This window comes from Mycolicibacterium gadium (assembly GCF_010728925.1).
Classification (GTDB): Bacteria; Actinomycetota; Actinomycetes; order Mycobacteriales; family Mycobacteriaceae; genus Mycobacterium; species Mycobacterium gadium.
In genome coordinates this window covers 4,196,601-4,214,466 of the sequence record NZ_AP022608.1, presented here as the reverse complement: position 1 = coordinate 4,214,466, position 17,866 = coordinate 4,196,601, and the positions used below count along the sequence as shown (strand labels likewise).

The 17,866-nt window shown below is 65.1% G+C and carries 17 protein-coding genes and 1 pseudogene; 11 read left to right on the top strand and 7 right to left on the bottom strand.

Annotated features, from left to right (window positions below):
• Window positions 1-48: 48 nt before the first annotated feature.
• Window positions 49-282 (top strand): hypothetical protein, encoded by a 234-nt coding sequence (locus tag G6N36_RS20815; RefSeq protein ID WP_163688745.1) that lies wholly within the window; start codon window positions 49-51, stop codon window positions 280-282.
• Here G6N36_RS20815 and G6N36_RS20810 read toward each other — a convergent pair.
• Window positions 279-1,100 (bottom strand): EspK C-terminal domain-containing protein, encoded by an 822-nt coding sequence (locus G6N36_RS20810; RefSeq protein WP_170311135.1) that lies wholly within the window; start codon window positions 1,098-1,100, stop codon window positions 279-281. The two genes, G6N36_RS20815 and G6N36_RS20810, sit on opposite strands and share 4 nt — an antisense overlap.
• 59 nt (window positions 1,101-1,159) lie before the next feature.
• Between G6N36_RS20810 and G6N36_RS20805 the strand changes: the two genes are divergently transcribed.
• A complete protein-coding gene (locus G6N36_RS20805; protein ID WP_163688744.1) occupies window positions 1,160-1,369 on the top strand; it encodes a hypothetical protein in 210 nt (69 codons plus the stop codon).
• Between the two features lie 123 nt (window positions 1,370-1,492).
• A complete protein-coding gene (locus G6N36_RS20800) occupies window positions 1,493-1,717 on the top strand; it encodes a hypothetical protein (RefSeq protein WP_163688743.1) in 225 nt (74 codons plus the stop codon).
• Between the two features lie 460 nt (window positions 1,718-2,177).
• On the opposite strand, the pseudogene G6N36_RS30450 reads toward G6N36_RS20800, so the two are convergent.
• The 3 genes and pseudogenes from G6N36_RS30450 to G6N36_RS20790 all read right to left on the bottom strand — a co-directional run.
• Window positions 2,178-2,468, bottom strand: a pseudogene (locus G6N36_RS30450) (WXG100-like domain-containing protein); the annotation flags it as partial.
• Between the two features lie 36 nt (window positions 2,469-2,504).
• Window positions 2,505-3,452 (bottom strand): ESX-1 system-associated protein, encoded by a 948-nt coding sequence (locus G6N36_RS20795; RefSeq protein ID WP_235690126.1) that lies wholly within the window; start codon window positions 3,450-3,452, stop codon window positions 2,505-2,507.
• 182 nt (window positions 3,453-3,634) lie between these two features.
• On the bottom strand, window positions 3,635-4,405 hold the full coding sequence (locus G6N36_RS20790; protein ID WP_163688742.1) for a PE domain-containing protein: 771 nt from the start codon (window positions 4,403-4,405) through the stop codon (window positions 3,635-3,637).
• A 421-nt stretch (window positions 4,406-4,826) separates the two neighbouring features.
• On the opposite strand from G6N36_RS20790, the gene treS reads away from it, so the two are divergent.
• From treS to G6N36_RS20760, 6 genes are all read left to right on the top strand, one after another.
• Window positions 4,827-6,605: a maltose alpha-D-glucosyltransferase gene (gene treS / locus G6N36_RS20785; protein WP_179964827.1), complete on the top strand. Its 1,779-nt coding sequence runs from the start codon at window positions 4,827-4,829 to the stop codon at window positions 6,603-6,605.
• Window positions 6,602-7,945, top strand: a complete 1,344-nt coding sequence (locus tag G6N36_RS20780) for a maltokinase N-terminal cap-like domain-containing protein (RefSeq protein ID WP_163688740.1) — start codon at window positions 6,602-6,604, stop codon at window positions 7,943-7,945. The genes treS and G6N36_RS20780 overlap by 4 nt, the downstream gene beginning before the upstream one ends.
• A gap of 52 nt (window positions 7,946-7,997) precedes the next feature.
• A complete protein-coding gene (locus G6N36_RS20775) occupies window positions 7,998-8,378 on the top strand; it encodes a hypothetical protein (RefSeq protein ID WP_163688739.1) in 381 nt (126 codons plus the stop codon).
• Window positions 8,379-8,652: 274 nt separating this feature from the next.
• Window positions 8,653-9,381: a sensor domain-containing protein gene (locus G6N36_RS20770; RefSeq protein WP_163688738.1), complete on the top strand. Its 729-nt coding sequence runs from the start codon at window positions 8,653-8,655 to the stop codon at window positions 9,379-9,381.
• Complete coding sequence (locus G6N36_RS20765) at window positions 9,317-10,699, top strand: DUF7373 family lipoprotein (protein WP_456264910.1); 1,383 nt, start codon at window positions 9,317-9,319, stop codon at window positions 10,697-10,699. Before G6N36_RS20770 ends, G6N36_RS20765 begins: the two co-directional genes overlap by 65 nt.
• 94 nt (window positions 10,700-10,793) lie before the next feature.
• A complete protein-coding gene (locus G6N36_RS20760) occupies window positions 10,794-12,785 on the top strand; it encodes a serine/threonine-protein kinase (protein ID WP_163688736.1) in 1,992 nt (663 codons plus the stop codon).
• Between the two features lie 5 nt (window positions 12,786-12,790).
• Here G6N36_RS20760 and G6N36_RS20755 read toward each other — a convergent pair whose 3' ends face one another.
• On the bottom strand, window positions 12,791-13,732 hold the full coding sequence (locus tag G6N36_RS20755) for a sensor domain-containing protein (RefSeq protein ID WP_235690125.1): 942 nt from the start codon (window positions 13,730-13,732) through the stop codon (window positions 12,791-12,793).
• Window positions 13,733-13,929: 197 nt separating this feature from the next.
• On the opposite strand from G6N36_RS20755, the gene G6N36_RS20750 reads away from it, so the two are divergent.
• Entirely contained in the window at window positions 13,930-14,277 is a 348-nt protein-coding gene (locus G6N36_RS20750; RefSeq protein ID WP_179964958.1) for a hypothetical protein, read from the top strand.
• On the opposite strand, the gene glgX is transcribed toward G6N36_RS20750, so the two are convergent.
• Entirely contained in the window at window positions 14,278-16,437 is a 2,160-nt protein-coding gene (gene glgX, locus G6N36_RS20745; protein ID WP_163688734.1) for a glycogen debranching protein GlgX, read from the bottom strand.
• A 49-nt stretch (window positions 16,438-16,486) separates the two neighbouring features.
• Between glgX and G6N36_RS20740 the strand changes: the two genes are divergently transcribed.
• Window positions 16,487-17,320 carry an enoyl-CoA hydratase/isomerase family protein gene (locus tag G6N36_RS20740; RefSeq protein WP_163688733.1) on the top strand — a complete coding sequence of 278 codons (834 nt, stop codon included), beginning with the start codon at window positions 16,487-16,489 and terminating at the stop codon, window positions 17,318-17,320.
• Here G6N36_RS20740 and G6N36_RS20735 read toward each other — a convergent pair.
• Window positions 17,313-17,864: a nicotinamidase gene (locus tag G6N36_RS20735; RefSeq protein ID WP_163688732.1), complete on the bottom strand. Its 552-nt coding sequence runs from the start codon at window positions 17,862-17,864 to the stop codon at window positions 17,313-17,315. The two genes, G6N36_RS20740 and G6N36_RS20735, sit on opposite strands and share 8 nt — an antisense overlap.
• Window positions 17,865-17,866: the final 2 nt, after the last annotated feature.

Genomic DNA, 17,866 nt, shown 5'->3' with positions numbered 1-17,866 from the left:
CTGCAAACGGTGCAGAGAAGGGCCGGCAGATCTGCGTACAGTGAGCGAGTGTTGCTGCTGATTCTCCAGGTGGCGGTGCTGGTGTTCATCGCAGCCGGCGTGCTCGCGATCGCGACTGTGTACGTCGTTCGCAGGCGCAAGGTGAGCTATCGACACAAGATCGATCCGACCCTGGGCACGCTGGGGGAGATGGGCATGGTGCCGCCGACGCCGCTACCGGAGTGGGCGCACTGGGACGAATCGCAACACGGCGGTCCCGACGATAGGTCTGCCTCGCGCTAGACGGTCGCTTCCGTAGCGATCGAGTCGGACATCAGCACGCTCAGGTGTTGCCAGTAGATCCAGTCGGCAATTGCGGCGCGCTGGTCAGCTGGGTCGGCGGCGGTGTGGGCGTGGTACAGGGCCAACTCCTGCGCATGCTCGGCATAGGTCACGAACGCCTCGATCTGCACGACAGCGCGCTCGGGTGCATTGCTCAGGAGCGGACGGAAGACCTCGAACCACAACTGCGATCGTTTGTCCTCGGGTGCATTGGTATCGGCCTGAGCTGGCGGCAGGAGATCGGACAGTCCGGTGCTGCTGACCGCGGTGAGCTTGACCGCGGCGTCGGGAGCAATCACCTGTAGGCGGTGCCGGCCTTCCATGGTTCCGTTCTCGGGGATGTCGTCGGGGCGCAAAACGATCTTGGGTGCACCGGGGTCGAATCCCTTGAACTGGTCCTCGGTGGCGATGACGGCGCGCAGGTCGGTGTTGTGGTGTTGGGCCCAACCATGAAGGGCAAGAATCGGATACGTCGTCCACGTGCCGCGGACAGTAGCCGGGATGCTCTCGTCGGCGGTGGCCATGGTGACCTGTTCGGGCAGGTTCACACCCTCGGGGATATAGCCGAGGCCGTAGTTGTTGGCGACGACGATGGAGCCGTCCTTGGCGAGGCCGGTGAGCCAGACGAAGCCGACGTCTGTGATGCCGACGTTGAGGGCGGCGGCGATGCGTTGGGCGAACACGACGGGATCGTTGCCGGGCGAACGACGGCGCAGGGCTCCGGCGGTGGCCGCTGCGGCGACGGCCTCGCGGTGGGCGCGGGCAGCCGAAACCGGCACGGGCGCAGGGGCTCCCACAGTGCTGGCGCCTGCGGCCGCGGCGGCGGGCGGGACGGCTGGTGCGACAGGACCAGCGGGTGCGACGGGTGCGGCGGGTGGCGGTGTCGCCGGTTGACCGAGGGGCATGGGCGGTGCGGCCGGAGCGCCGGGGCCCGGGGCAGGCGCGACGGGCGCTGCAGTTCCACCGGTCGGACCCGAGGCTGCTGGCGGCGGGGTGGCTGCCGTGGGTGCGTCGGGAATGGCCGGGGGAGCGAGAGGCTGTGGTGTAGGCGCTGAACCCATCGGAACGGGTGGTTGTGTCGGCTGGATGGGTGGCGCTTGGGCTGCGGCGCGGGCCGCCGATTCGGCCATGGCGCGGTTGAATTCGGTCAGCTGCTGTGCAGGAGTCGTAGGTGCGGCGCTGGCGGCCGGGGCGCTGGGTGTGGATGTCGCGGGGGCAGAGGGGCTCGACGGGCTCGACACCGGGCTGGATGGCGACCCGATACTGGGCGCCGACGGTGCACTGGGAGCACTTGGGGCACCGGGCATTCCGGGAAGACTGGGCATGCCGGGAGCGGGTCCTGCTGCTGGCGGGGCTTCGGGGGCGGCGGGTGGAGGTGCTGTGGGAGCTGGGTTAGGCGCTTGAAATGGTTCGTCCCCACCGGAGCCGACAACCGGCTGGACAGATCGCGGATCCTCTGCGGCGGGTGGCTCCGAGGGCGCCTCGGGTGCGCTGTCGTCGCCCACCCCCGGCATGTTCTCCGCAGCTGGCGGTGCGTTCGGTGCAGCCGGAGCCTCCGGCGCTGGAGCCAGGCTTGCGTCGCCTCCCTTCAAATTGCTTACGAGGAGAACGCGATCATCCCTGTTGCTTTCGGCCGCGATAGGTTCGGTGGCATCGGTTCCGGGAGTTTGGTTGGCAGCCTCCTCGACCGGCGGTGGTTTCCCTGACACCTGCGACCCCGCCAAGTTGACGACTTCCAGATTCTCGCTTCGAGTTGCGTCTATGATTGCGAGAATCGCGGACTGCTTTTCTGAGTCCGACCCCTCTGCATCGTTGATCAAGTCGATGAGATCGTTGGCTTTATCGACGTTCTCGATGATCGTGTTCTTGGCATTGACGATCGTGGTCACGCTGTCACGGAACATCTTTGCTGAGGCGTCAAGTTGGGTCTTGACCCCTTCAAGATCTGTGATCCGTTTGTCTAGGGCACCGCTGGCAGCCGTCGCGCTACCACCCGACCAGATTCCAACGCCACTAAACATTTGGAGCCGCTGCTCTTTTGCGGCGTCAAGTTGCGAGCCAACCGTGGTCGAAGTCGTTTCGAAGGCTTCTGCGCAAGAGCGCAGTCTGTCCTCATCAACCTCGGGCCACGCCGGAGGCGCAGTCATTCCATGTGGATCCGACGGCCTGCCGATACCCATTGGCTAGCTCCCCGACGCCCTGCAGGCGTCAGCAATAGCGGAGGTAATTCCGGCCGATGCCGCGCCCAAATACGAATCAGCGGTCGTGTACGAGGGCAGTGCGGTTGCGTACGCTCTGCGGTATTGGGCTGCAAATATCGCAAAATCCTGCAGCGTAGGATTGCTGCTCTGCAAACCGAGTCGCTCAATGTCGTCGGCCAATGTGTTCATGAGCGGAATGACGCGATCTATTACGCTGCGCTGCTCAGGATTCCACTCGCTGGCAGGGATCTCCGAGTCGAGGGCCTGCCAGTCCGCTGACTCAGCATCGAATGTCTCGAGCAGTCCGATCAACTTGACACACGATGGGTCGGAGTCCGCCATAAACATCTGCGGATTTCGGGGATCAATGAGCGGCGCGAGTGCAGTCGGCGCTGGCGCGTTGCTCACAAGTGGGCCGCGTGCCTGTGCTGACTTGTAGGTAATGGTTGTACAGATCCGTGTCACGGCATTAGAGGTGCCTCCCGCCACACCAGCCAACAGATTGTCATCCTTGGTATAGGTGGGGATCGCATCCGCGTACGCGCGCGCGTAAACAATGAATTGCTCATACAACTCTCGCATGACTCGATGCGGAGTCACCTTCGCTACCTGGACAGTCTGGTCGGCCGCGCGGCGCATAGCATCGGCAACTTTTTCGTATTGCCGTCGTTGCTCGGGTGTCCACTCCGTGGCCGGTATTGAACGGTCCCGTCTTTCCCAACCGTTCTTCTGCTCTTCCGAAAGCGTTCTGATTATCGGCGTCCACGCCGCGCAGCTCGGATCTTCGGTGATGATGTTCGCGGGGCCCTTGTCGTCGGCGCTCGCCAACCCAAATGTCTCACCGCTCGGCGATGGCTCGCCGTCCCCATCATTCTTCGTAACCGAAATCGTCACTGCGGCAGTCAGTCCGATGACAACCAGCAATGCCACCGCGCCGAGCCCCCACTTCCAGCCATTGCCGCGCTTCTTCGGCGGCGGCCCTGCGGCCCACGGCTGCTGCTGCGGCCACGGCTGCTGTGGACCCGGATAGCCTTGTGGCGGATAGGGATTCCCAGGCGGCGGCGGACCGCCAGGCGGAGGCGGGGGTGGCGGGCCCCCAGACGGCGGGAAACTCACAGCGCGATCTCCGGGCGGGACTCAGCAGGACGCGTGGGCGCGGGCTTCCGCGCCGGCGGTGTGGGCTCTTGCGGACCAGCGTCCGGTACCCGCTCACCAACCGAAGTGCCGGATGCAGCTTCGGATGGTGGCTCCGGCTTTTCCTCGTCGTCCCGCTCCTCGCGCGCCTCCTCCGGCGTCAGCGTCTCGTCCTCGGGAACCTTCTCGTCACCCTCGCCGGACTGCGCCATCTGAGTCGCCTGCTGCACAGCGGTCTGAACGCCTTGCATCATCGCCTGTGGGATCGCCGCGGCCATGCCCGCCAGTTGCATCGGGATCTGCGCGGCCTGCTGAGCCAGCTGCATCGGCATCTGCATCAACTGGCCCATCTGATCGGACTGTGCTGCGCCCGACGCCGGGGCGCCCACGGCGCCCGAACCAGCCGACGACGGCGCACCCGATCCCGCTGCACCACCGCCAGCCGCCTCGTCGAGGATCCCCAACTGCTTGAGGATCTCCTCGGCGATGCGCCGATCGGCAGCGTCATAGCTATCCGCGGCCGCCATGACGTTCTGGGCAAAGCGGGTGAGCTCGTCCTTGGCGATCGGCATCTGAGCGAGCACCGGATCAACCACCTCGGATACTCGGCCCGCAATCGCCGTCGAGAGGGCATCGGCTCCCGACGGGCTGAACGAGGCAGGCGGCTCCGGAAGTAATCCCGCGATGGTCTCTAACTTGCCGCCGGACTGACGGACCAGCGCGGCATCGACCCGCAAATCCTCAGTCACGCTCACTCCCCATGGCAATCGGCTCCGCGCTGAGTGCTTGGCAAGCCCCCTCAGCCATCACGACGAAAATGCTACCGGAACTGCGATATCGCCATATGCACCAATTTGACCGACCCGACGTCGGCGAATAGACGTAGCGGGACCACCATCTACCTGCGGCGCCGTCAGCAGAAGAGCTTCCGCCGACTTCGCAAATGCAAGCGACCGTGATTGCCAAAACGATCACCCCGATAGCGACGAGCAAATGTGCGGCCACCCACGAGTGAGGGGTTTTGTCACGCGAACGGCGCCCACAGCGTGCGGGTAACCCACGTTCGGTGGAGATCTGTACAACCGCTAGGAAACCAGCAAACAGCAAGCCGACAGACACCCGATTCTGGGCGGTTCAATTCCGTCGGACATGGGTAGGTTTGAACCTTGTATGGACTTGAGCAACCACGACCCAGCCGAAGGTAGCCACGTCGAGAACGGCGTGGTGGAGCATCCGACCGCGGAGGACTTCGAACACGCCCGCGCGCTGCCCGAGGACCGCACCTGGTTCAAGCACGCCGTCTTCTACGAAGTCCTCGTCCGCGCCTTCCACGACTCCAACGCCGACGGCAGCGGCGACCTACGCGGGCTGACCGAACGGCTGGACTACCTGAAATGGCTTGGCGTCGACTGCCTTTGGCTGCCGCCCTTCTACGACTCCCCGTTGCGCGACGGTGGCTACGACATCCGGGACTTCTACAAGGTGCTGCCCGAGTTCGGCACCGTCGATGACTTCGTCGAGCTGCTCGACGCGGCACACCGCCGCGGCATTCGCGTCATCACCGACCTGGTCATGAACCACACATCCGATTCACACGAGTGGTTCCAGGAGTCTCGACGCAACCCCGACGGCCCCTACGGCGACTTCTACGTCTGGAGCGACACCAGCGAGAAGTACCAGGACGCGCGCATCATCTTCGTCGACACCGAGGAGTCCAACTGGACTTACGACCCGGTGCGACGCCAGTTCTACTGGCACCGCTTTTTCTCGCACCAGCCCGACCTGAACTATGACAACCCGGCCGTGCAGGAAGCCATGATCGACGTCCTGCGCTTCTGGCTGGATCTCGGCATCGACGGCTTCCGCCTGGACGCCGTTCCCTACCTCTTCGAGCGTGAGGGCACCAACTGCGAGAACCTGCCCGAGACGCACGGCTTCCTGCGCCACTGTCGCAAAGTCATCGACGACGAGTTCCCCGGCCGCGTCCTGCTGGCCGAGGCCAACCAATGGCCGGCCGACGTGGTCGAGTACTTCGGTGATCCGAAAACCGGCGGCGACGAATGTCACATGGCATTCCACTTCCCGCTGATGCCAAGGATTTTCATGGCGGTGCGGCGCGAGTCGCGCTTCCCGATCTCCGAGATCATGGCGCAGACGCCCGATATTCCGGAGATGGCGCAGTGGGGCATCTTCCTGCGTAACCACGACGAGCTGACGCTCGAGATGGTCACCGACGAAGAACGCGACTACATGTACTCCGAATACGCCAAAGATCCTCGGATGAAGGCCAACGTCGGCATCCGGCGAAGGCTCGCGCCGCTGCTCGAGAACGACCGCAACCAGATGCAGCTGTTCACCGCGCTGTTGCTGTCACTGCCCGGTTCGCCGGTGCTCTACTACGGCGACGAGATCGGGATGGGCGACATCATCTGGCTCGGCGACCGCGACGGCGTCCGCACGCCGATGCAGTGGACACCCGACCGCAACGCGGGGTTCTCCACGGCCAATCCGGGCCGGCTCTATCTGCCGCCGAACCAAGACCCGATCTACGGCTACCAATCGGTGAATGTCGAAGCGCAGCGAGACAGTTCGACGTCGCTGCTCAACTGGACCCGCACCATGCTGGCCGTGCGGCGACGCCACGACGCATTCGCGATCGGTGCATTCCGCGAGCTTGGCGGCTCGAATCCATCAGTGCTGACGTACGTTCGGGAGATGGAAGACGAGGAACAGGGCGGCACCGTGCTGTGCGTCAACAATCTGTCGCGCTTCCCGCAGCCCATCGAGCTGAATCTTCAGCACTGGAACGGGTACACCCCCATTGAAATGACTGGGCACGTCGAGTTCCCGCGCATCGGCCAGCTGCCGTACCTGCTCACCCTGCCCGGCCATGGGTTCTACTGGTTCGCACTGCGCGAGCCCGAACCGGAACCTGGAGTTGCGCCGTGAACCTGCCCTTCGCCGAATGGCTGCCGCACCAGCGCTGGTACGCCGGCCGCAGCCGCGAACTCGCGTCCGCCGAGCCCACCGTCCGCGTCTCGTTGCGCGACGACCTGGAACTCATGCTGCTCGACGTGTCGTACACCGACGGCAGCTCGGAGCGCTATCAGGTCATCGTGCAGTGGAACCACGAGCCCATCGAGGAGTTCGCGGATGCGGCCACCATTGGGACCGACGGCGACCGCACCGCATATGACGCCCTTTACGACCCGGAGGCCGGCCAGTACCTGTTGTCGCTGATCGACGCGTCCGCGACCGTCGGAGAGGCGGACGCGGCGGTGCGCTTCGAGAAGGAGCCCGACGTCACTCTGCCGCTCGACATCGCGCCGAGACTGATGGGTGCCGAGCAGAGCAACACCAGCGTGGTGTTCGAGCAGGAAGCCGTCCTGAAGATCTTCCGGCGCATCACGCCCGGCACCAACCCGGATATCGAACTCAACCGGGTCCTGGCCCGCGCGGGCAATCATCATGTGGCACAGCTGCTGGGGTCCTTCGAGACGATGTGCGACGGCGAGCCATGCGCGCTGGGCATGGTCACCGCGTTCGCCGCCAACTCCGCCGAGGGTTGGGACATGGCGCTGGCCAGCACCCGCGATCTGTTCGCCGAGGGCGACCTGTACGCCGACGAGGTCGGCGGCGACTTCGCCGGTGAGTCCTTCCGCCTTGGTGAAGCCGTCGCCGCGGTACACGCGACGCTCGCCGAGAAACTCGACACCGAATCGACTCTCTTTCCCGCCGAGACCATGCTGCAGCGCCTCGCGGCGGTGGCCCGCGCGGTGCCGGAACTCCAGGAATATGTGGAGCTGATCGAGGAGCGCTACCGCAAGCTCGCCGAGGAGGAGATCGTCGTGCAGCGCATCCACGGCGACCTCCACCTCGGCCAGGTGCTGCGGACTCCGGAGAGCTGGTTGGTGATCGACTTCGAAGGCGAGCCGGGGCAACCGCTGGACGAGCGCCGGCGGCCCGATTCGCCACTGCGCGACGTGGCCGGAATGCTGCGGTCATACGAGTACGCCGCGTACCAGCGGCTGATGGACCATTCCAGCGACTCCCGGGACGAGGACCTGGACCGACAGCTGGCCGCGCGGGCCCGCGAGTGGGTGGACCGCAACGCCGGCTCGTTCTGCGAGGGCTACGCCGAGGTGTCAGGTGCCGATCCCCGCGACAGCGGACCGCTGCTGCTGGCCTACGAACTCGACAAGGCGGTGTACGAGGCGGGTTACGAAGCGCGACACCGGCCAAGCTGGCTGCCGATCCCGCTGAAATCGATCGCCCGGCTCGTCGGATGACGAAAGATATTGCGCTGCTGCCCGATATCTGACTATCGAGGGGAGTGCCACCATGGCGAAGTACTCACTCAACGACGACGCCGTGGCCAAGGCGCGAGAGCTGATCGACGCGCGCCAGTACGTCCTCGACAGCGACTGGGGCGACGCACAACCCCGCGCCGACGACCAGAACTCCTACCTCGAATCCCATTCCTGGGAGGACTACGCCCGGTGGCACCTCGGGCTCACCGAGGGCGCAACCGACGGCACCAAGGCGCGGTACGCGTTCGCCTACGGTGACCTGCGCAGACTGCACCGCACGGGCTTGATCGCGTGCGTCTACCGGGCGTCGGAATGGCGACACAAGGACATCGAGATCGCCGCACACCAGCTGTTGCAATATCTGGACGCCAAGACCGGGCTGAAGCCGACCCGAGCTATCGACGGAGCGTGAGATTCGCGAAGACGAGTCGGCAACCGCGGCCGCCGCGAGGTACCGCCGCCGTCCCGGCCCCAACTCCGGCCCCCCAGCCGGCGGCGGACGAGAAATCTCTCTGCCTTCGCGGCGACCGCGGTTGCTATAGTTCGCGACCGTACCATACAAGTTAGTACGGTCGAGGGCATTACCGCGCAAGATTGCTGGCGCACAACACTTCTGCGAGTCGGCGAGTTCGCTGGTTACGCGGTGCAACGTCCGCAAGGCCTGAATATCCGAGGAGACGAACACGATGCGGTCTATCCAGGCAGGCCTGGCGATGTGTGCGGTGCTGATTCTGGCCGGATGCGGATCGACTGCCGAGGAGGGGGCCGGCACGTCCGCAGACGTCGGGACGACGACGTCATCCGCGCCGCCACCGGTCACCACAACGGCCGCGTCTGCGACTCCGACACTGGTGCCCGCGGCCGCCGGCGCGGACTTATTACTCAAACGCAGCGAACTCGGCGAAATCATCGGTGACACCGATCTCGTCGAACTGGAGGCCTACACCGGGCGGCAGAGCGCGAACGTGAGGATCGAGCCCTTCGCGTGCCGATCGCGCGCATTGGCGGCCGAGACCGGATTATTGAACAACCCAGCCGTGGTGGGCAATGCCAACCGGGGCGCCCGCGGGCAGTCGGTCGACCAGATGGTTGCCATCTTCGAAAAGCCTGCCGACATCACCGCTCGCAACGGGGTGATGTGGCTAATCGACTCCGAATGGCGCCTCTGTCCCGACGGCGACATATTCTTCATCGAAGTCGAAGGCAAAGACCAGCGTTGGGTGCCCTATCCGATCAGCACCGGACCTGACCGCATCGGTACGACCTTCCAGCGCGACGGGCTGCCCCGCAACTGTCACCACGTCGTCGCACACCGGCGCAACGTGCTGGCAGAAGTCATCGTTTGCGGCGATGGCGACAACACCGCGCCGGCCAACACAGTCGCCGACCGCATTCTGGCCAAAGTGCCCACATAGCCGTCGCTGCGGGCGGCTAATGTACCGGCATATGGGTTTCTTCCCGCAGAGCATCGTGCACGGCGCACCTCGCCCCCGCCGGACAGCGGGACCAACCTGTTCGTCCCGTCTCGCGGGCTCTGGTGCGGTTGCCGTGGCGACGGTGCTGATCGCCACGGCATGCACCACCGTGACTGACGGTGCCGCGCACCGGTCGCCAGGCGGGCCGCCACCCGGCGCTGTCGATGTGAGCCTGCTTGACACAGGCAATTACCCCACGCGGCCGGCGCCACCTCTCGGAGCTGCCGGCACCCCGGAAAAGGGTCGGTTGGTAGAAGGCGTGCGGATGGCCGAGCATGTCGTGGGGCCGTGGGAAGTCGACACCGCACTCACCGAAGGGGTGATGCCGACCACCGTGTTGGCGGACCCAACCGTGCTCCGACAGCTTCTGCCAAGGAAAATGGCTGCCGCCGCGAGCAAACACAACTTTGTCACCGGATTCTCGTCGGCCCGACGAACCGAGCCGGATCGCGTCAGTCTGGTCAATGCCGTGCTGCGGTTCGCCGACCCCGAATCTGCCGCGGCCGCGGCCACCGAACTCGCCGACCTGTCGCTGCAGCCCGACCTCGACGACAACCTGCCCCTGGCGCAGCCCGTAGCCATGCCGAATAATCCCGGCACCCGCGCTTCCACCCTTGAGACCACCCCGCCAGGTTCGACGACGCCGAAAACCAGCGTCAGCGCCTACACCGCGCACGGCCCCTTCGTGCTGCACCAGTTCGCCGACACCCTTGACGGGGTCGGTCCCGCCGCCGACATGGTCGCGAAGACACTGGACCAGCAAATCTCGGCCATCGACAGGTTCGTGCCCACCCCGGTATCTGAGCTTGGCGGTCTCCCCGTGGACGAGGGTGGTTTGCTGGCGCGCACCGTCCCACAGACCGGCGATCAGATCCCGGTCGGTAAGAACCTGGTTTACGGGCCGCACGCGGCGTTACATTTTCAGATATCGCCGCAGGCCTCGACGCAGCTGTTCACCGACTTGGGCATGGGTCTATGGGCCAGGGGAAAAGCCTCGGTCTATCAGTTTCGCGACGCCGAATCAGCCGAGGAAATGCTCGAGCAGTTCGTCCGCGAGTTGCAAGACTCGGGAAGCAAACCGGTCGCGTCGGTGCCGAACATGCCAGCATCGCGCTGTATCCACGTTGATGATCCGTTGGGCTCCGGTGACGTCTGCTACGCAGTCGCCGACCGGTATGTCATCGAAGGGTCCTCGGCCCAGTTGACCGATGCGCACCAGCAGACCGCCGCGCAATACGCCATGCTGATGGCCTCATGAGGCGGCCCGCACACCGCCATTCCGCCACAACCGTTGCGCAGCAGCCGATCTGCCCGCTCGCACACACCGGACCGTAAGACGAGGGAACAATCAGATGGCACTGGACGTGGGATCGGTGGTGGCCGGCTACCGCATCGAAGCGGTTCTCGGCAGGGGAGGCATGGGGACAGTGTTCCGTGCCGCCCATCCCACGCTGCCACGCTCCGATGCCCTCAAGGTCTTGTCGTCAGACTTGACGCTTGACAGTCATTTTCGTGAACGATTCCTTCGCGAGGCCGATCTGGCTGCGACGCTTGATCACCCGCACATCGTGTCGGTGTACAACCGAGGGGAAACCGAGGATGGACATCTTTGGATCGCGATGCAGTACGTCAACGGCAGCGACGCATATCACGAACTGAAAGCAGGCCGCATGACTCCGGCGCGCGCGCTGCGCATCACCGCCGCGGTCGCCGACGCTCTGGACTACGCGCATCAGCACGGTTTGTTGCACCGCGACGTGAAACCTGCGAACTTCCTGCTCGCCGCCGAAGATCAACGAATCTTTCTGGCCGACTTCGGGATTGCCAAGAGAAACGATGACGCCGCCGGTCTGACGCAAACCGGAATGGTGCTGGCCTCCATCGCCTATGCCGCGCCGGAAACGCTGATCGGCGAAGCCGCTGACCACCGTGCCGACATCTACGCCCTAGGCTGCAGTCTGTACACAATGCTCACCGGACAAACTCCGTTCGCGCGCCCCGGCGCTAACATGGGGGCTACCGTCACCGGCCATTTGACGGCGTCGCCGCCCAGGGTCACCGAACGGGTACCGGAACTGCCGCCGGCCATCGATGCCGTCATCGCCAAGGCAATGGCCAAGGACCCCACACAGCGCTACCAAACCGGCGGAGAACTTGCTCAAGCCGCCGCCGCGGCGCTCGACGACAGCACGGTGCAACTGAGGGCTACGCCGGCGCCGCCGCCGGCCCCCGCCGAGTGGGCTCCGCCACCACCGACCGGTGCGCAGCCCGCCGGCCCGCCGGGGTACTTCAATCCCACCGGACCGCCCAACGCTGCCATCACGTACCCGAGTGGGTGGCAGATCGCCGAGAACCAACCTGGACAGGCCGGCGGGCCGAAACGCCGACGTACCGGCACTCTCATCGCTGCCGGTCTGGCTGCCGTGGTCCTCGTCGCCGGCGTGATCGGCGTGGCGCTGTGGAATCGAGGGCCTGACGAACCCGCCTACCAGGCCCAGACTTTCACCCACCAACACGGGTCCACCGAGCTCACCTCTCGGCCGCAGAAGGTGGCGGCGATCGGGCCGGGCGACGGCGACGCCGTGCTGTCGCTGGGAGTCCAACCTGTCGTAATCGGTGCATCCTCCAGCGCGCTGCCCAGCTGGGAACAGTCCGCGATCACTGCGTCACCAACCGTGCTGACGGGCTTCACGAACACCGCAGCCGTCGCCGACGCCCGTCCCGACGTGATCATTGCCACCGGCGACCTCGACGACGCCACCTACGAAAAGCTCGCCGCCATCGCGCCGACGCTGACCAGACCCGAGGATCAGACCGCCGAATCGTGGACGTGGCAGAGCCAATTGCTCTGGATCGGCGACATTCTCGGCTATGAGGACAAGGCCAAGGAACTCATCGGCGACATCCGTGCCCAACAGGATGATCTCAAGAACCAGAATCCAGCGTGGAACGGGAAATCCGTTGTGGCTCTGGTCAATTCAGACGCATCCGTATTGGAGGTGCTCGTTCCCTCGACCGCGGCCAACTATCTTGAAGCGCTTGGGCTGCGCTACAGCCAAGATTTCACCCATCGGTCCACCGATACCGGCGACACCCGGCCCATGCCCGATCCCTCCGCGGTCTACAACCTCGAAACCGACGTACTGGTGGTCATCCGCACCGACAGCAAGGCCGGCGGAGGCGGATTCGACGGCCTGCCAAGGCCCTTCGCCGGGTACCAGGGAACGATGATCGTGGTGGACGATCCGAACACCATTGCTGCGCTGACCGGCCCTGGAGGCTACCTCGCGAGCCAATATCTCGACGCGAATTTTGCGCCGTCACTGGCCCGCGAACTGAAATAGTCGCTCTACGCGGCGGGTGCGATTTTCTCGGCGATTTCGTTCGCGATCGAAAATCCCGCGCTACCGACCGTCGGTGAGCAGGCCCGCACATCGACGATCACGTTGGAGCGCAGGGCCATATCACGTTCGCACTGCTGACCTGCGGTCTTCGCCGTGGTCGGAACCAGCAACAGTGTCATGATGCCCGCAGCCATCGACGGCACACCAAGATCAGCTTCGGTCACCCCGCCGCCCTCGTACCTGATGTGGGTGGATTTGCATTCGTTCCAGTCGGCGACCTGCCGGTCGTAAAACGCCTTCGCCGCGCCCGCGTCGGGAAACGAGACGACAGCCTGCACCATCTGAATCGGGGGCTGGAAAAAGCCCTGGATGGCAAGCCCGGTGTAACCAGAGCCTTGATACGTCGCCTCGTATGCCGGACCCCACGCGCCGGTGCAATGCGCCGGAGTGACCGAACCGGGCAACAGTTTGGCGAAGGGGGGATCGGCAGTCATACCGGTCGTGTTCATGCGCTGATTGACCAGGTCGGCGGGGAGAAGAAGTCCTGGCAGCCCAGCAGCATCGACAACGGGAGGTGGTGGTGGCGGAGCGGGCGCCGAAGTGGAGCGGGGCGTCGCGGCCGCGGTGGTGCTCGGACCCGCGGGCACCCGCGTCGAGGTCGTCGCGGTGGCATCAGTCGACGAGCCGTCGTCACCGCCGGTGAACACCACCAGGCCCACGATCACCGCCGAGACCGCGGCCACCGCGCCGCCGATCACCCACCAGCGCCGCCGACCGGCAACCAACCCACCGCTGTGCGGCGGGGGTTGCTGTCCATGACCGGCACCGGGTGGCGGCTGTTGCGGGGAGGTGAACAGCCCGGCGTACAAGGTGTCTTCCTCGTGGATGGCGCGCGGTGCAAACGGGGTGGTCTCATCACCGTCGTGCGGCGGGTCGTATCTGCTCACAATTACTGCCCTTCGTCCCTGTGACCTGGGTGTTCAGTGCGCCAGGCGCGAACGGCCTCGCAATGAAAGGGGCCTGTTGGTGATGCTAAGTCATCGCCGCAGCACCACCTGACACCAAAAATGAACGCTTGACCGCCGTGTCTGCCCTGAGCCGAGTGGAAGCCCGCACTGTTTGGCCGGGCGGCGCGTCGGGCAACATGGCAGTCATGGCACGCGACGTATCCGACGACAATCCACTCACGCCAGAAGAAGCGCTCGACTCCGACGAGGTGCGAAACGACGACGGCGACGAGGTCGTTGACCCGCCGGAGCGGTGGATCGAGGCCAAAGAGGACGAGACGCTGGACGAGCGCTTGGCCGACGAGGTGCCCGATGTCGCGCCCGGTGACGTAGACCCACGCGACGCCGATGACACCGAACCGGAAACCGTGTCGATGCCCGACGATGAACTCGACCGGCTCGACCCCGAAGAGCACGGCATTGACCGGGGTCAGATCGACGGCACTCCCGAGGACGGCGACTCGTTCTTCGACGTCGAGCGGTGACTACGTCTCGCTGACCGTCGCCGACCTCAGCACCAACACCGACCTCGCGTCTACCGTGACCTTGGCTCCCGCATCGTGGGTCTTCGGTTCCTCGCCATTGGTGGCCGCGGTGTCGATGACCGGCTCCCACGAGGCACCGAACCGTTCTTCCGGCAGGACGAACTCGAGCGCCTCGTAGTGGGCGTTGAAGAACAGCACGAACGAGTCATCCGTCACCCGCTGACCCCGCGGATCGAGGTCGGGGATGCCCTGCCCGTTGAGGTACACCGCGATCGATTTGGCGAACCCGGAATCCCAGTCCTCGTCGCTCATCTCTGATCCGTCCGGTGCGAACCAAGCGATGTCAGGTAATCCGTCGCCGCCGCGCTGGCGCACGGGACGACCGGAGAAGAACCGCCGACGCCGGAACACGGGGTGCGCGGCGCGTATCGCCGAAACGCTGCGGGTGAACTCGATCAGCTCGGTATCGGCGTTCTCCCAGTCGATCCAGGACAGTTCGTTGTCCTGGCAGTAGACGTTGTTGTTGCCGTCCTGCGTGCGGCCGAGCTCATCGCCGTGCGCGATCATCGGAACGCCCTGCGACAGCAGCAGCGTGGTCAGAAAGTTGCGCTGCTGCCGCGACCGGAGCGCGTTGATCTCGGGATCATCGGTCGGTCCCTCGACACCGCAGTTCCACGATCGGTTGTGACTCTCGCCGTCGTTGTTGTCCTCGCCGTTGGCTTCGTTGTGTTTCTCGTTGTAGGACACCAGGTCCCGCAGCGTGAACCCGTCGTGGGCGATGACGAAGTTGATCGATGCCACCGGTCGACGGGCGGTGTCCTCGTACAGGTCGGCGGATCCGGTCAACCGGGAGGCGAATTCGTCGAGGGTGGCCGGCTCTCCGCGCCAATAGTCGCGCACGGTGTCGCGGTATTTGCCGTTCCATTCCGTCCACTGCGGCGGGAAATTGCCGACCTGGTATCCGCCGGGTCCCACGTCCCACGGCTCGGCGATCAGCTTGACCTGGCTGACGATCGGATCCTGTTGTACGAGTTCGAAGAACGTCGACAGTCGGTCCACGTCGTAGAACTCGCGGGCCAGTGTCGACGCCAGGTCGAAGCGGAAGCCGTCGACGTGCATCTCGGTCACCCAGTACCGCAGCGAGTCCATGATCAGCTGCAGCGAATGCGGATGGCCGACGTTGAGGCTGTTGCCCGTGCCGGTGTAGTCCATGTAGTAGCGCTTGTCGTCGTCGACGAGGCGGTAGTACGCGGCATTGTCGATGCCCCGCATGGACAGTGTCGGCCCCATGTGGTTGCCCTCGGCGGTGTGGTTGTAGACGACGTCGAGGATCACCTCGATGCCCTCCTCGTGCAGGGCGCGCACCATCGCCTTGAACTCCTGCACCTGCCCACCGGGGTTGGGGCTCGAGCTGTACTTCGGGTCAGGCGCCAGGAAGCCGATGGTGTTGTAGCCCCAGTAGTTGGAAAGACCCTTGTCGATCAGCGTGGAGTCGTTGGCGAAGTGATGGACGGGCATCAGCTCGATCGCGTTGACGCCCAACGCTTTCAGGTGATCGATGATCATCGGGTGCGCCACCGCGGCGTACGTCCCGCGAAGCTGTTCCGGGATGTCTGGATGGGTCTGCGTGAGGCCCTTGACATGCGCCTCGTAGATGACGGTGTCGGCGTATTCGTGGCTGGGCGGGCGGTCTACACCCCAGTCGAAATACGGGTTGATGACGACGCACTTGGGCATACTGGCCGCCGAGTCGTCATCGTTACGGCTGTCCGGGTCGCCGAAGTTGTAGCTGAACAACGACTGATTCCAGTCGAACGCACCCTCGATGGCCTTGGCGTAGGGATCCAGCAGCAGCTTGTTGGGATTGCAGCGGTGGCCGGCGGCCGGGTCGTAGGGTCCGTGTACGCGGTAGCCGTAGCGCTGGCCGGGCTCGATGGTCGGGACGAATCCGTGCCAGACGAAGCCGTCCACCTCGGGCAGTGTGATGCAGGCAGTCTGTTCGCCGTCAGCGTCGAACAGGCACAGTTCGACGCGCTCGGCGGCCTCGCTGAACAGCGCGAAGTTCGTGCCCGTGCCGTCGTAGGTCGCCCCGAGTGGATAGGCCTTGCCCGGCCAGACCTCAAGAGGGGTGTTGACCTGCGCATTGGCGGGTTGACTCAAGTTGCAGCTCCAAAATCAGTACGGATACGAACGAAGGCGACGTTAGGGGATGCCCAATGCGAAAGCATTGCAACCAATGACTCCGTCACACGAATACCGCACATTGCTGCTGGCCGTTGACAGTGGTGTGGCAACTATCACGCTCAACCGCCCCGAGCGGCGCAATGCCGTCGGCGACGGAATGCGTGAGGAGCTCGCCGACGCCTACCGGACCTGCGAACGCGACGACGGAGTCCGCGCCGTCGTGCTGACGGGCGCACCCCCGGCGTTCTGCGCGGGTGCCGACTTGGCCGCCGGTGAGGACACCTTCGCCAACCCGGGATCCGGATTCAGCGCGGCCGGTATCGACGTGCCCGCCTTCACGCTGTCCAAGCCGGTGATCGCGGCGGTCAATGGCCACGCGATCGGATTGGGTCTGACTCTGGCGTTGCAGTGCGACATACGGTTCTTCGCCGCCGATGCGCGGTACGGCATCGTCCAGGTGCGGCGCGGGGTCGTCGGCGACGCCTACTCGCACTGGGTGCTGCCGAGGCTCATTGGGATCGCCAACGCGGCCGAAATCCTTTTGACCGGTGCGACATTCGACGGGCGCCGAGCTGTCGAACTCGGGCTGGGCAGCCGGGTGCTCGATGCAGATGGCGTGCTCCCTGCCGCCCTGGAGGTGGCGCGCGACATCGCGACGAACACCGCGCCGATGTCGGTGGCAGCCAGCAAGCGTCTGCTGTGGGATTCCTTCGACCTCGACCGTGCCGCCGTCGGTCGCCGCGAAACCGAGATCCACGTCGCGGTGATGGGCCACGACGACGCCAGGGAAGGTGTGCGAGCCCATCTGGAAAACCGGGCGCCCGAATGGACGGGACGTCCGGTCGATCCGACTAACTGATCTCGACCCCGGCGGCGCGCATGTCCTCGATGGCCTTGGTTGTCGACTCGGGCGCGACGCCGGCCGTCAGGTCCAGCAGGACGCGGGTGGCGAACCCCGACTCCACGGCATCCGCGGCCGTCGCTCGCACGCAGTAGTCCGTCGCTATACCGACGATGTCGACCTCGTCGACACCGCGCTGCCGTAGCCAGTCGGCCAGCAGGGTGCCGTCGTCGTCGGCGCCCTCGAAGCCGCTGTAGGCGGCGGCGTACTGACCCTTGCGGAAGACGGCCTCGACCTCGCCGGTATCCAGATGGGGGTGGAAGTCGGCGCCTGAGGTCGACACCACGCAGTGTCGCGGCCACGAGTGCGCGTAGTCCGGATTGTCGGAGAAGTGTTCACCGGGATCAATGTGAAAGTCCTTGGTCGCCACCACATGTGCGTAGCCGTGGTCACCGGCCAGCAGCTCGCTGATGGCGCCGGCGACTTCGGCGCCGCGTGTCACCTCCAGCGAACCGCCTTCGCAGAAGTCGTTCTGAACGTCGGTGATGATCAGCGCCCGCATAC